Raw genomic sequence first — 13,819 nt, forward strand, 5'->3', positions numbered from 1 at the left:
CTCGCGCAGACGATTCAGGATGCCGACGCGGGTCCGAGAGCCGGAGGCCCGGGGAAGCACCCCGTTTCCTGAATCGTCAACGGCGACGCCCGGGGTCTCCGCCGCTGCCTCGGGCGCCGGGACCTCGGACCGGTGCCGCGCACCGGAAGCCGCAGCACCGGAAGCACCCGCACCCGCAGCGCCCGCAGCACCAGCGCCCGCACCCGCAGCGCCCGCACCCGCAGCACCAGCACCAGCAGCACCAGCACCCGCACCAGCACCCGCACCCGCACCCGCAGCACCAACCGCAGACGCACCCCGAGCCACGGACCCGCCGCGCCGAACGACGCCTCCGGGACGGTCAGTCACGCAACCAGGTCCTGGAACAGCACGGTCGACAGGTACCGCTCGCCGGTGTCGCACACCATCGCGACGATGCGCTTGCCGGCGTTCTCGGGCCGGGCGGCGATCTCGATCGCAGCGTGGATGATGGCGCCGGACGAGATGCCCGCGAGGATGCCCTCATCCGTGGCGAGGGCGCGGGCGACCCGGAGGGCGTCGTCGAGCTCGACGTCGAACACCTCGTCGATCACGGAGCGGTCGAGCACCTCGGGGATGAAGTTCGCGCCCATCCCCTGGATCTTGTGCGGTCCCGCGGTCCCCTTGGTGAGCAGTGGGGAGTCCGCCGGCTCGACGGCGACGATCTGCACGCCCGGCACCTGCTCCTTGAGCACGTTCCCGACCCCGGTGATCGTCCCGCCGGTGCCGACGCCCGCGACGAAGACGTCGACCTTGCCGTCGGTGTCGCGGAGGACCTCCTGTGCGGTGGTCCGCCGGTGGATCGCGGCGTTCGCGGCCGTCTCGAACTGGTGCGCGAGGACGGCTCCCGGGGTCTCGTCGACGATCTGGGCGGCGCGAGCGACGGCGCCCTTCATGCCCTCCGACCCGGGCGTGAGCACGATCTCGGCTCCGTAGGCACGCATGACGGCGCGACGCTCGATGCTCATGGTGTCCGGCATCGTGATGACGACCCGGTAGCCGCGCGCTGCTCCGATGAGTGCGAGGGCGATGCCGGTGTTGCCGCTCGACCCCTCGACGATCGTGCCGCCGGGCTGCAGGTCGCCGGCTTCCTCGGCAGCGTCGATGATCGCCACACCGAGTCGGTCCTTGATGCTCGCACCGGGGTTGTAGAACTCGAGCTTCGCGAGCACCTCGGCGCTGCCGGGACGGGGCAACCGGTTGAGGCGGACCAGGGGCGTGTTGCCGAACGCCTGGGTGATGTCGTCGTGGATCGTGCCCGTCATTGCCAGTCCCGTCGTGGTCGTGCTCGTCGCCGCATCCCTCGCAGGCGCGGGCCGAGGCCGATTCTATGCGCGTGGCCCGGCCGGATGACGGGCGCGACCCGCAGGCGGTGGTTCGCCGGGCCTCCCGTGTGTACTACAATCGGTGAGCCGCGTTCCACGCCCCGGACGCGACATGGTGGGTATAGCTCAGCTGGTAGAGCGCCTGGTTGTGGTCTAGGAGGTCGCGGGTTCGAGCCCCGTTACTCACCCCGAGAACGAAGCGGATGGCCGCGGTGGTCCACACCGGTCATCCGCTTCGTCGTTGGAGGACCGTGGTCGCGTGAGCGGACCGGGCAGCGGTACGCGACGGACGTCGCGGAACCGGCGCAGCCGCCCCAGTTCTGGGCCTGGCGGCGACCGCGCGGAGGCGGTCGAATGGGAGCACGAGCGGAGCCGTCCGGAGGCGTCCGCCCGGTGACACCGCGAGGAGCCCGTGACCGACATCCAGAGCCACCTGCACCTGCCGCTCGGGACGCTGCGTAGCAAGACGCACGACACCGACGAGTTCGGCACGGACGAACCCGGCAGCCGCGGCACCGACCAGCACACGGCCTCCGACGCCGCGCAGGCCGACCGGCAGATCGCCGCCGACTCGCGGGTCCAGATCATCGACGGCATGATCCGCGTCCTCCAGACGACGGCCTTCCACGAGGTGACGGCCGAGGCGGTCGCCGCCGAGGCGGGCCTGACGCTCGAGGCGCTGCGCCACCACTTCCCGTCCTGGGACGGTCTGGTCCTGGCCACGCTCGACCGGTGGAACAGCGCACGGATGACCCCGCTCCTCCCGACCGCGCGGTCGCACGGCACGATCCGGCTCGTGCGGGCGATCATGGCGGACAACGCGGCGGAGCCGTCGCTCATGCGGTTCCTCGTCGCGCTCCTCAGCATCGCGGCGACGCCGGGCCACGCGCTCGCGCCGATGCTGCAGCACCGCTACCGGAAGTTCCACCTGGTGATCCAGCAGAGCCTCGTGGACGACATCGAGGCGGGCCGTGAACCGCAGACGATGCAGCCGGCTCGCGGCGCGGAGCAGCTCATCGCGCTCTACGAGGGCCTGCAGCTCCAGGCCATGGTCCGCCCGAGCATCGACCTGCTCGGCGCGTTCGACCGCGCGATCACCCGCATGCGCGACGGGTGGGGACGACGGTACGTCGCACCCGTCTGGGAGGCGTGACCGCGCGTCCCCGACGCATGCACGGTCCTGGTCCCCGTGCGACGATCGTGCCGTGATGGAGATGTCGCCCGAGCGGTTCGAGGACCTCGTCGTCGACGAGCTCGACCGGCTCCCCGACGAGATGGTGGACGGGCTGGAGAACGTGGCGTTCGTCGTCGAGGACGCCGCCGAGGACGGGGAGGACCTCCTCGGCCGCTACGACGGGGTCGCGGTGACCGAGCGGGACCGGTACGGGTTCGGGGAGCTCCCGGACCGGGTCGTCGTGTTCCGGCTCGCGCATCTGGCGTCCTGCGACACCGAGCAGCAGCTCCGCGACGAGGTGCACACGACCCTCGTCCACGAGATCGCGCACTGCTACGGCATCGACGACGATCGGCTGCACGAGCTCGGCTGGGACTGAGGCGCGTCAGGCTCGGCGATCCGGAGCACGACGTCAGCGTGCTCCCGTGGCTGCTCCTCGGCGATGAACGCGGCCTCCTGCGCGGCCCACCGGTCCCACTCCCGCGCGAAGACCGGGCCGTCGCGGTCGAGTGCCCGACGGCGGCGCGCGTCGTCCTCGCCGTCCAGCCAGATCCGGAACGTCGCCATGCCCGACGCGGCCCGGGACAGCGCGCCGCACCCCTCGACGACGAGGTCCTGGTCGGGTGCGACCGACACCCATCCGGCTGGGAGGCCCGCCGCCCAGTCCCACCGCCGCCATCCCGGGCGTCCGGTCGCGTCCGGCGGCGCGAGCACGTCCCGCACCACGGCGTCGGCGGCGGCCCGGAGTCCGTCCCAGCCGGGGTAGACGTCGTCGAGGTGGACGACCTGCGCGGGCACGGCTGCGGCGAGCTGGTCCGCCAGCGTCGTCTTGCCGGTGCCGGACCGTCCGTCGACGAGGACGACCACGCGCGGTGCCGGAGCCGTGCGCCCGGCACTCGCGCGGGTGGCACCGGTGGCGACACCGCTGCCTGCGGCACGGATGCGGTCGGCGAGGGCGCGGACGTCCACCGGGCGCCCCTCGGCGTCGACGAAGCGAGCGGTCGCCGGGACCCCGGCACCCGGCGCGGGCCACGCGGCACCGGCACCCAGCGGCGCGCGGGCGTCCCGGCCCTCACACACGGTGCCAGGTCCCCGCCACGACGGCGGCGGCGATCGCGACGAGGCCGACCGCGGTGCACACGAGGACCATCGCCCACTCCGCTCCCCCGAACCGGACCGGCCGGGCCCAGGTGCGCCGGACGGGGGCACCGAAGCCGCGCGACTCCATGGCGACGGCGAGCGTCGTCGCACGGCGCAGGGCGAGCACGAGCAGGGCGAACGCCATCGACGCGCCACGCCGCACCCGGCCGCGGTCGGCGATGCCCCGGGCACGTCGGGCCATGGCGAGTTGCCGCCAGTCCTCGCGCATCAGGGTCGTCATCCGCACGGCGGCGAGCGCGCCGAGCACGAACCGCGCGGGCAGGTGCAGGACCTGCCCCAGGCCGTCGGCGAGGTCCGTCGGGTCGACGCGTGCGAACAGCGCGACCGCGGGCAGCCCGATGGCGAGCAGCCGCAGCACGGTGGCGATCGCCAGCACCAGCGAGCCGTCCGTGACGTGGGCGAACCCGAGGTCGAACCAGGTGCGGCCCGATGCGCGTCCGTAGAGCGCGATGCTCACCCCGGCCACGGGTGCCGCGACGAGGACCGGTGCGGCGCGGAGGAGCAGCGACCGCACGGGCACCCGGACGATCGGCAGGAGCACGAGTTCGAGGCCGAGCGCCACCGCGGCCGACACGACGTCGAGGGTCGTCACGAGGCACACGGCCAGGGCGACGCCCCCGAGCAGCGAGGCCACGGGGGCGACGCGGTCGAGGGGCCCCCGGCCGTGCCGCTCGGCGGTCGGCGGTCCGTCGAGCGCGATCACGCGGCACCCGCTTCCACGCGCGCCGGTGCGAGCCGGAGTTCGTCGGCGCCGAGGGCACCGAGCAGCGCCACGTCGTGGGTCACGGCGACGATGCCGGACCCGGCGTCCGCCAGCTCCGTGAGCCGGTCGACGATCGCCTGCCAGGTCGCGCGGTCCTGGCCGGACGTCGGTTCGTCGAGGACGACGACGGGCGGCCGCGCCACGATCGCGGTACCGATCGCGAGTCGGCGCTGCTCGCCTCCCGAGAGCGTGAACGGGTTCGCGTCCGCGAGGGCGTCGAGGCCGAACGCCGCGAGCACCGCGTCGACGCGCTCGTCGGCGGTGTGGCGGTCGAGCCCGGTGGCGACCGGTCCGACGGCGAGTTCCTCGCGGACGCTGCGGGCCACGAACTGGTGGCCGGGGTCCTGGAGGACCGTCCCCACCCGGGCGGCGAGGTCGCGGCTCGACCACCGGGAGGGCACCGGCCCCGCACCGGCCGCGAGTGCGTCGGACGCCGCGAGGACGCCGCCGGCCGGCGGGAACAGCCCCGCGAGCGTCAGGCCGAGGGTGGACTTGCCGACACCGTTCGGTCCGGTCACCCCGAGCACGCGGCCGGTGCGGACCTCGGTGTCGATGTCGTGGCCGACGGGGCTGCGACGCCCTCGAGCCGTCGCGAGCCCCGAGGCCCGGAGCAGCAGCTCCCCACCGGTCCGGAGCGGACGTGGGTCGGGTTCCGCGCCCGGCACCCAGACGCCCGCTGCGGTGAGCGCCGTGCCGTGCCGGGCGAGCACCTCCTCCGGCGCCCCGTCGGCCGCGATCCCACCGCCGGGCGTGAGCAGCACGAGCCGGTCGACGAGGTCGAGCCAGGTGCCGATGCGGTGCTCCACGACGAGGAGGGTGGCCCCGGTGGCCACGAGGACGTCGCGAACGGCGTCGTGGACCTGCCGCACGCCGTCGGGGTCGAGGTTCGCGCAGGGTTCGTCGAGCACGAGTGCCCCGGGCCGCATCGCGAGGACCCCGGCGAGGGCGAGGCGCTGCCGCTGCCCGCCGGACATCGCCGAGGTCGAGCGGTCGAGCGGGAGGTCGAGTCCGACGAGCGCGAGCGCCTCGCGGACGCGCAGACCGATCTCGGCTCGCGGGACGCCGAGGTTCTCGGGGCCGAACGCGACGTCGTCGCCGATGCGCGACATCACCGTGTGCGCCTCGGGGTCCTGCATGACGAACCCGACGCGGCCCCGCACGCGGCGCGGGTCCTGCCCGTCGACGAGGACGCCGCCCTCCTCGACGCCCGCGCCGACGTCACCCGGCTGCGTGCCGTCCGCGTCGTCGTCACCGAGGACCCCCGCGACGGCCCGGAGGAGCGTCGACTTGCCCGAGCCGGACGCGCCGACCACGGCGACGCGTTCCCCGGGCCGGACGTCGAGGTCGACGCCGCGCACGGCCCAGACGTCACGGTCGGGGTACCGACGCCCCCAGCCAAGGAACCGGACCGCCGCGGGGCGCGTCCGTCCGTCGGTGGCGGCGGTGGGCATCAGGACCGGGAGGGGCGCTGCGGGCGGCGACGGGCCTCCCGGCCGGCAGCGAACGCACTGAGCACGCCCGTGCGGGCGAGCGCGCGGACGAGCAGCCACGATCCGCCACCGGCGATGACGCCACCCGAGATGATCGCGCAGACGATGTAGACGACCTTGAACGCGAGTGCGTACGCCGGGTACCAGAGCACCGAGTCGTTGATCCCGAGGGCGAGCCCGGCAGCGGCGCCCGCGAGGACGACGACCGGCGCTCGGTACACGCGGTAGAGGAACAGCGCGAGGACGATCTCGGCGCCGAGGCCCTGGACGAGCCCGGACACGAGCGTGAGCCAGCCGCCCCACTCGTTGCCGACGAGCGCTTCGACGCTCGCGGCGACGACCTCGCCGTAGAGCGCCGCGCCCGGCTTCCGGACGACGACGCCGACGAGCACGCCAGCGAACAGCCAGACGCCGCCGACCAGGGACTGCGACCCGGGGAGGACCAGACCGAGTCCGACGCTGATCGGGGAGTAGCCGAGGTCCCACAGTGTGAAGACGAGACCCGCCGCGACTCCGAGGACGCTCGCGACGACGATGTCGACCACGCGCCACCGGAAACGGCGACGGGAGGGCTGCCGGGCTCCGTCGGTGACAGCGGCGCTGCCGGTCTGGAGGGCCGGGTCGGCTGGCCGGTCGGCGGGGCCGGTCGCGGCGGGGCCGGTCGCGGTGGGCATGGGCGTGGACGCGCGCTCGCGCATGGTGACTCCTCCCTGCGCCGGCATGACCCGGATCAGGTTCGACGGTCGGAGCGCCGTTCGCTCCCTCTCAGCCCGCAGGTCGCGGACTCCCGTGTGTGTGGCCCCGAGTATAGGCGCGGTGGGCCACGTCCCCACGCATGGATCCGTGGCCGGGCAGGAGGCCCGGTCCCGCGCCTCCCGTCCGCTACTTCTTGAGGGCGCGCACCAGCTTGCGCAGGACCGTGCCGACGGTCCACGCGAACGGCGTCGCGACCGCGAGCAGGGCGATGATGTTCGGCTCGAACACGAGCGCACGACCGGGGCGGCGGACGTACGCACCGACGGGGATCGACGCGCTGCCGCCCCCGCCACCGCCGTTCTCGTCCTGGTCACCGCCGGCGCCGAAGCCGTACCACCCGATCGACACGGGCACGATGGTGGCGTCACCGACCTCGATCGGGTCGCCGTAGTTCGTGGCGACCCCGAGCGGGCGGACCTTGTCGGCGAGCTGCGCCGCGATGTTCGTCATGCGCGCGAGGCTACTCCCGAGCATCGGCGGGAGCACGGGCACCCCGGCCGTCCACAGGGGAACGGGACCGCCGACCGTCCACAGGCGTGGCTGCGCTCCGGACATCGCCGAGCGGTGCCGATAGGTTGGGCCGGTCATCGACCAGGAGGTCCCGCTTTTGCAGACTTGGCCCGGCAACCCCTACCCCCTCGGTGCGACGTACGACGGCAGCGGCACGAACTTCGCGATCTTCAGCGAGGCCGCCGAACGCGTCGAGCTCTGCCTCTTCGACGACGACGGCACCGAGACCCGCATCGACCTGATCGAGGTCGATGCCTACGTCTGGCACGCCTACCTGCCGAACGTCGGTCCGGGGCAGGAGTACGGATTCCGCGTGCACGGCGAGTACGCCCCGGAGCGCGGGCATCGAGCCAACCCGAACAAGCTCCTGCTCGACCCCTACGCCAAGGCGACCAGTGGAGACATCGACTGGGACCAGTCCTTGTTCTCGTACACCTTCGGTGCGCCAGACAGCCGGAACGACGAGGACTCGGCGTCGCACATGGTGAAGGGCGTGGTCATCAACCCGTTCTTCGACTGGCAGGGCGATCGACACCCGAAGGTCCCCTACGGCGAGACCGTGATCTACGAGGCCCACGTCAAGGGCCTGACGAAGACCCACCCGGACATCCCCGAGGAGCAACGGGGCACCTACGCGGGCGTCGCGCATCCAGCGGTCATCGGGCACCTCAAGCGGCTCGGGGTCACCACGCTCGAACTGATGCCCGTGCACCAGTACGTGAACGACTCGATCCTGCAGCAGAAGGGCCTCAGCAACTACTGGGGGTACAACACGATCGGGTTCTTCGCCCCGCACTCGCACTACTCCGCCAGCGGGGACCGTGGGCAGCAGGTGCAGGAGTTCAAGGCGATGGTCCGGACCCTGCACGACGCCGGGATCGAGGTCGTGCTCGACGTCGTGTACAACCACACGGCCGAGGGCAACCACCTCGGACCCACCTTGTCGTTGAAGGGCATCGACAACGCGGCGTACTACCGCCTGATGGACGACGACCAGCGGTACTACCGCGACTACACGGGAACGGGGAACTCGCTCAACGTCCGGCACCCGCACTCGCTCCAGCTCATCATGGACTCGCTCCGGTACTGGGTGACCGAGATGCACGTGGACGGCTTCCGGTTCGACCTCGCCGCCGCGCTCGCCCGCGAGTTCTACGAGGTCGACCGCCTGGCGACGTTCTTCGAACTCGTGCAACAGGACCCGATCGTGTCGCAGGTCAAGCTCATCGCGGAGCCGTGGGACGTCGGGCCCGGCGGATACCAGGTCGGGAACTTCCCGCCGCAGTGGACCGAGTGGAACGGGCGGTACCGCGACACCGTGCGCGACTTCTGGCGAGGCGAGCCGTCGACGCTCGGTGAGTTCGCGTCGCGCATCTCCGGATCCGCCGACCTGTACGAGCACGACGGGCGCCGCCCGGTGGCCAGCATCAACTTCATCACCGCCCACGACGGCTTCACGCTGCTCGACCTGGTCTCCTACAACGACAAGCACAACCAGGCCAACGGCGAGGACAACAACGACGGCGAGAGCCACAACCGATCCTGGAACTCCGGGGTCGAGGGCCCCACCGACGACCCGGAGATCACGGCGCTCCGGCTCCAGCGACGCCGGAACTTCCTCGCGACGCTCCTGCTCAGCCAGGGCGTGCCGATGATCCTGCACGGCGATGAACTCGGGCGCACGCAGCTCGGCAACAACAACGTGTACGCGCAGGACTCGGAACTGAGCTGGATCGACTGGGCGCACGCCGACCAGGAGCTCATCGACTTCGTCGGCGAGGTCGTCCGCCTCCGGCGCCACCACCCGACGTTCCGACGGACCCGGTACTTCAACGGCCGACCCGTGCGCCGCGGGCAGGACGAGCCGCTGCCGGACATCGTCTGGCTCACCCCGGAAGGCGACGCGATGCAGCCGGAGGAGTGGGACTCCGGCTTCGGCAAGAGCGTCGGGGTGTTCCTCAACGGCGACGGCATCCGCGGCCGTGACTCCCGCGGCGGACGCGTCACCGACGTCAACTTCCTCATGTACTTCAACGCCCACTCCGAGACCGTCACGTTCACGGTGCCGTCCGACGAGTACGCCCACGCGTGGAAGATCCGGATCGACACGGCCGACCCGGGCGAGAAGGGCGACATCGTCGCCGCCGGAGAGCCGCTCGACGTGCCGGCGCGCTCGATGCTCGTGCTCCGCGCGGAACCCCCGCAGGAGCCGACGAGTACACCGGTGTCGACGACCACCACGAGCGCTCCGACCGCGACCCCGACCGCCCCCGACGGCGTCGACACCGCGACGGAGGCCATGACCGCCACCCCGCCGGGCACCCCGCGCCCGGCACCGACCGCCGATGCCGGCAAGGGAGACCCGACGTGACCTCGACCCACAACGAGCAGGCAGCGGTGCCCGCTCGCCGTCCGGGAGGCGCGCGTCGCGTCCCGGACTCCACCTACCGCCTCCAGGTGACCGCCGACTTCGACCTGACGGCCGCCGCCGAGGTCGTCGACTACATCGCCGCGCTCGGTGCCGACTGGGTCTACCTGTCCCCGGTCCTCCAAGCCGAAGCGGGGTCGAGCCACGGCTACGACGTCGTCGACCACTCCCGGATCGACGTGTCCCGCGGCGGCGACGACGCGTTCCGCGCACTGACGACCGCTGCGCACGCGGCCGGGCTCGGGGTCCTCGTCGACATCGTGCCGAACCACATGGGCGTCGCGGACCCGGCGTCGAACCCCTGGTGGGAAGACCTGCTGACCCACGGGCGGGACTCCGCCGTGGCCGACGCGTTCGACGTCGACTGGGCCGCGGGTGGCGGACGCATCCGCGTGCCCGTGCTCGACTACGACCTCGAGAGCGGCACCGAGGACGGCCTGGACGCCATCACGCTCGAGGGCGACAAGCTCATGGTCGGGACGACCGCCTACCCGACCGCCCCGGGGACCGTGAACCCGGGCGACGACGTGCGCACCGTCCACGACCGCCAGCACTACGAGTTCGTGCACTGGCGTCGCGCCGACCACGACCTCAACTACCGCCGGTTCTTCGCCGTGAACACCCTCGCCGCGATCCGGGTCGAGGAGCCCGAGGTGTTCACCGCCTCGCACGGCCTCATCGGGCAGTGGTTCCGCGACGGTCAGGTCGACGGTCTCCGCATCGACCACCCGGACGGCCTGTACGACCCGGCGGGGTACCTCGACGACCTGGCCGAGTTGACCGGCGGGGCGTACACCCTCGTCGAGAAGATCCTCGAGCCCGGCGAGGAGCTGCCCGCCTCGTGGCCCGTCGACGGCACGACGGGCTACGACGCCCTCGGGTACGTCGACCGCCTGTTCGTCGACCCGGCCGGCGCGGAGCCGCTCGGCGCGCTCGACTCGCGGCTGCGCGGCGAACGGGACGCCTTCCGGTGGGACCTCCTGACGCACGGCACCCGGCGCGACGTGACCGACGGCATCCTCGGCAGCGAGGTCGCCCGACTGACCCGTCTCCTGGCGCCCGAGGTGCCCGACGTCGACCCTCGTGTCATCGAGGACGCCGTCGCCGAGGTCACCGCGTCGTTCGGCGTCTACCGGACCTACCTTCCGGAGGGCGCACACGACCTCGTCGAGGCCCTGGAGACCGCGTGCGAGCGCCGTCCCGACCTCGACCCCGTGATCGACCGGATCGCCCCGTTCCTCGCCGACCCCGAGCACCCGGCGGCGATCCGCCTGCAGCAGACGTCGGGGATGGTCATGGCGAAGGGCGTCGAGGACTCGGCGTTCTACCGCTACTCGCGCCTGACGAGCCTGAGCGAGGTGGGAACGGACCCGAGCGTGTTCTCCATCACGCCGACCGAGTTCCACCGCGCGCAAGAGGGTCGCCTGGCCGCCTGGCCGCACGCCATGACCACGCTCACGACCCACGACACGAAGCGGAGCGAGGACACCCGCGCCCGCATCGCGACGCTCGCCGAGCTGGGTGACGAGTGGGTCGCCGCGTTCGAGCGTCTGAACGCCCTCGCACCGCTCGAGGACGGCGTGCTCGCGAACCTCCTCTGGCAGGCGATCGTCGGCGCGCGGCCCGCCTCACGCGAGCGGCTGCACGCCTACGCCGAGAAGGCCTCGCGTGAGGCCGGGAACACCACGACCTGGACCGCCCCGAACGAGCCCTTCGAGGAGCGTATGCACGCGCTCGTCGACGCCGCGTTCGACGATCCGGAGGTGGTCGCGGAGCTCGACGCGATCGACCGTCGCATCGAAGCCGCCGGCTGGTCGAACGGCCTCGGCATGAAGCTCGTGCAGCTCGCTGGCCCCGGCGTCCCGGACGTCTACCAGGGCACCGAGCTGTGGGACCGCTCCCTCGTCGACCCGGACAACCGACGACCCGTGGACTACGCCGAGCGACGACGTCTCCTGGTCGCCGTGGAGGAGGGCGCACTGCCCCCGGTCGACGCCTCCGGCGCGGCGAAGCTCCTCGTGACCTCGGCCGCCCTGCACCTGCGCCGCGACCGGCCCGAGCTCTTCACGCGGTACCTGCCGGTGCCGGCTTCGGGCGTCACCGCGGACCACGTCGTCGCGTTCGACCGCGGCGGTGCCGTGGTCGTGGCCACGCGCCTCCCGATCGGACTCGAACGGACCGGCGGCTGGGCGGACACGATGATCCACCCCGTGCCGGAGGACCGCATCGACGTCCTCACCGGCCGGACGTTCCGGGCGGGACGCGGTATCGCCGTGGCCGACCTGCTCAGCACCTACCCCGTCGCGCTCCTGGCGCCGGCGGCCAACACGACGGACGAGCCCTCGGGCGTCACGATGGAAGGCCACGCATGATCCCCGAACCGCCCGCCGGAACCGTCCGCACCGGCTCCTCGTTCCGCTCCGGACCGATCCGTGCCGGCCGGTACGAGGTGTGGGCCCCCGACGCCGACCGCGTGCGGTTGGTCGTCGATGGCACGGACCACGAACTGACCCGCGACGACCACGACTGGTGGAGCACGGATGCCGTCACGCCCGTCGTCGGCGCCCGGTACGGGTTCCGACTCGGCGACGACGACGCGGTGGTCCCCGATCCGCGCACGCTGTCGCAGCCCGACGGCGTTCACGGGCTGTCGGAGGTGATCGACCTCGACGCCTTCTCCTGGAGCGACGAGGGCTGGACCGGGCGTCCGGCCCGGGGCGCCGTGATCTACGAGATGCACGTCGGCACCTTCACCCCCGAGGGCACGCTCGACGCCGCTGCCGCCCGCCTCGAGCACCTGGTCGCGCTCGGCGTCGACCTGGTCGAGGTGCTGCCCGTCAACGCGGTGAACGGCATCTGGAACTGGGGGTACGACGGCGTCGACTGGTTCGCCGTGCACGCTCCGTACGGGGGCGCCGCCGCGTACCAGCGGTTCGTCGACCGGGCGCACGCACTCGGTCTCGGCGTGGTGCAGGACGTCGTCTACAACCACCTCGGGCCGAGCGGGAACTACCTGCCGCTGTTCGGGCCGTACCTGCTCGCCGGGCTCGGCAACACCTGGGGCGACTCGGTGAACGTCGAGCAGCCCGAGGTCCGGGCGTTCGTCCTCGACAACGTCCGCATGTGGTTCCGGGACTTCCACGTCGACGGGCTCCGGCTCGACGCCGTGCACGCGATCCGCGACACCACCCGGCCGCACGTCCTGGCACAGATGGCCTCGGAGACCGACGCGTTCGCGCAGTGGATCCGGAAGCCGCTGTCCCTCATCGCCGAATCCGACCTCAACGACCCGATCATGTTCCGCCCGCGCGAGGCCCACGGCTACGGGCTGACCGGGCAGTGGTCGGACGACTTCCACCACGGTCTCCACGTCGCGCTCACGGGTGAGACCACCGGGTACTACGCCGACTTCGCACCACTCGCCGCGTTGGCGAAGGTGCTCGAGCGCGGGTTCCTGCACGACGGCACGTGGTCGTCGTTCCGAGGACGTCGACACGGGCAGCCGATCGACACCAAGACCGCGCCCACCACGGCGCTGGTCGTCGCGAACCAGAACCACGACCAGATCGGCAACCGCGCCACGGGCGACCGCCTGGCGGAGCACCTCGACGAGGCCGGTCTGGTGGTCGCCGCCGCCGTGACCCTGCTCGGGCCGTTCACGCCGATGCTGTTCATGGGCGAGGAGTTCGCGGCGTCGACGCCGTGGCAGTTCTTCACGTCGCACCCCGAGCCGGACCTCGGCATCGCGACGGCGAAGGGTCGCATCGAGGAGTTCGAGCAGATGGGGTGGGACCCGGACATCGTCCCCGACCCCCAGGACCCCGAGACGTTCCGACGGTCGAAGCTCCGGTGGGAGGAGACCCTCGAGGGGCGTGGCCGTCGCGTCCTCGATGCCTACCGAGCGTTGATCGCGCTCCGCCGCCGTGAAGAGGCCCTGGTCGACTGGCGCTTCTCGTCGAACAGCGTCCGGTTCTCCGAGGACGACCGCTGGCTGGTCCTGACGCGCTCGGACATCCACATCGTGGTGCACTTCGGGGACGCCGCTGCCTCGGTGCCCGTTGTAACCGGCGCCGAGGTGCTCTTCGCCACGGAAGGTGCCACCGCCTCGGCCGACGGCGTGGAGTTCACCGGCCGGGGCGTCGTCGTCCTGCGCTGACCCGTCCATTCCGCGGGGTGGGGCGGGGCGGGGCGGGT

The 13,819-nt window shown here is 72.5% G+C and carries 11 protein-coding genes, 1 tRNA gene and 1 riboswitch; of the genes, 6 read left to right on the forward strand and 6 right to left on the reverse strand.

What is annotated here, in order from left to right; genetic code table 11:
• Positions 1 to 344 precede the first annotated feature (344 nt).
• Entirely contained in the window at positions 345 to 1,283 is a 939-nt protein-coding gene (gene cysK, locus DEI94_RS11475) for a cysteine synthase A (protein ID WP_111027591.1), read from the reverse strand.
• A gap of 175 nt (positions 1,284 to 1,458) precedes the next feature.
• Here cysK and DEI94_RS11480 point away from each other — a divergent pair.
• The 3 genes from DEI94_RS11480 to DEI94_RS11490 all read left to right on the forward strand — a co-directional run bounded on the left by DEI94_RS11480 (position 1,459) and on the right by DEI94_RS11490 (position 2,896).
• Positions 1,459 to 1,531, forward strand: a tRNA-His gene (locus tag DEI94_RS11480).
• Positions 1,532 to 1,755: 224 nt separating this feature from the next.
• On the forward strand, positions 1,756 to 2,496 hold the full coding sequence (locus DEI94_RS11485; protein ID WP_111027590.1) for a TetR family transcriptional regulator C-terminal domain-containing protein: 741 nt from the start codon (positions 1,756 to 1,758) through the stop codon (positions 2,494 to 2,496).
• Between the two features lie 55 nt (positions 2,497 to 2,551).
• On the forward strand, positions 2,552 to 2,896 hold the full coding sequence (locus DEI94_RS11490; protein WP_111014107.1) for a metallopeptidase family protein: 345 nt from the start codon (positions 2,552 to 2,554) through the stop codon (positions 2,894 to 2,896).
• On the opposite strand, the gene DEI94_RS11495 is transcribed toward DEI94_RS11490, so the two are convergent.
• The 5 genes from DEI94_RS11495 to DEI94_RS11515 form a co-directional block, all read right to left on the reverse strand.
• Positions 2,851 to 3,597 carry a nucleoside/nucleotide kinase family protein gene (locus DEI94_RS11495; protein WP_258378087.1) on the reverse strand — a complete coding sequence of 249 codons (747 nt, stop codon included), beginning with the start codon at positions 3,595 to 3,597 and terminating at the stop codon, positions 2,851 to 2,853. The two genes, DEI94_RS11490 and DEI94_RS11495, sit on opposite strands and share 46 nt — an antisense overlap.
• Positions 3,590 to 4,381 carry an energy-coupling factor transporter transmembrane component T family protein gene (locus DEI94_RS11500; RefSeq protein ID WP_258378086.1) on the reverse strand — a complete coding sequence of 264 codons (792 nt, stop codon included), beginning with the start codon at positions 4,379 to 4,381 and terminating at the stop codon, positions 3,590 to 3,592. The genes DEI94_RS11495 and DEI94_RS11500 overlap by 8 nt, the downstream gene beginning before the upstream one ends.
• Positions 4,378 to 5,892 (reverse strand): ABC transporter ATP-binding protein, encoded by a 1,515-nt coding sequence (locus DEI94_RS11505; protein ID WP_111027589.1) that lies wholly within the window; start codon positions 5,890 to 5,892, stop codon positions 4,378 to 4,380. The genes DEI94_RS11500 and DEI94_RS11505 overlap by 4 nt, the downstream gene beginning before the upstream one ends.
• Complete coding sequence (locus DEI94_RS11510) at positions 5,892 to 6,629, reverse strand: ECF transporter S component (RefSeq protein WP_258378085.1); 738 nt, start codon at positions 6,627 to 6,629, stop codon at positions 5,892 to 5,894. Before DEI94_RS11510 ends, DEI94_RS11505 begins: the two co-directional genes overlap by 1 nt.
• Positions 6,622 to 6,731: riboswitch (TPP riboswitch) on the reverse strand. Its footprint overlaps the gene before it by 8 nt.
• Before the next feature lie 82 nt (positions 6,732 to 6,813).
• Complete coding sequence (locus DEI94_RS11515; RefSeq protein WP_111011631.1) at positions 6,814 to 7,137, reverse strand: hypothetical protein; 324 nt, start codon at positions 7,135 to 7,137, stop codon at positions 6,814 to 6,816.
• A 157-nt stretch (positions 7,138 to 7,294) separates the two neighbouring features.
• Here DEI94_RS11515 and glgX point away from each other — a divergent pair, with 157 nt between their 5' ends.
• From glgX to treZ, 3 genes are read left to right on the forward strand one after another with little or no spacing between them, the layout of a single operon-like run.
• Complete coding sequence (glgX, locus tag DEI94_RS11520; protein WP_111027588.1) at positions 7,295 to 9,568, forward strand: glycogen debranching protein GlgX; 2,274 nt, start codon at positions 7,295 to 7,297, stop codon at positions 9,566 to 9,568.
• Positions 9,565 to 11,997, forward strand: a complete 2,433-nt coding sequence (treY, locus tag DEI94_RS11525) for a malto-oligosyltrehalose synthase (protein ID WP_258376589.1) — start codon at positions 9,565 to 9,567, stop codon at positions 11,995 to 11,997. The genes glgX and treY overlap by 4 nt, the downstream gene beginning before the upstream one ends.
• Positions 11,994 to 13,781, forward strand: a complete 1,788-nt coding sequence (treZ, locus tag DEI94_RS11530) for a malto-oligosyltrehalose trehalohydrolase (RefSeq protein ID WP_111011622.1) — start codon at positions 11,994 to 11,996, stop codon at positions 13,779 to 13,781. Before treY ends, treZ begins: the two co-directional genes overlap by 4 nt.
• The last annotated feature ends 38 nt before the right edge of the window (positions 13,782 to 13,819 follow it).

Source organism: Curtobacterium sp. MCBD17_040, from assembly GCF_003234805.2.
Taxonomy (GTDB): Bacteria; Actinomycetota; Actinomycetes; order Actinomycetales; family Microbacteriaceae; genus Curtobacterium.

Bases quoted from the DNA above. Each gene is read 5' to 3' on its own strand.
- cysK (WP_111027591.1), bottom strand. From the start codon at position 1,283: ATGACGGGCACGATCCACGACGACATCACCCAGGCGTTCGGCAACACG.
- DEI94_RS11490 (WP_111014107.1), top strand. From the start codon at position 2,552: ATGGAGATGTCGCCCGAGCGGTTCGAGGACCTCGTCGTCGACGAGCTC.
- DEI94_RS11505 (WP_111027589.1), bottom strand. From the start codon at position 5,892: ATGCCCACCGCCGCCACCGACGGACGGACGCGCCCCGCGGCGGTCCGG.
- DEI94_RS11510 (WP_258378085.1), bottom strand. From the start codon at position 6,629: ATGCGCGAGCGCGCGTCCACGCCCATGCCCACCGCGACCGGCCCCGCC.
- DEI94_RS11515 (WP_111011631.1), bottom strand. From the start codon at position 7,137: ATGACGAACATCGCGGCGCAGCTCGCCGACAAGGTCCGCCCGCTCGGG.
- treZ (WP_111011622.1), top strand. From the start codon at position 11,994: ATGATCCCCGAACCGCCCGCCGGAACCGTCCGCACCGGCTCCTCGTTC.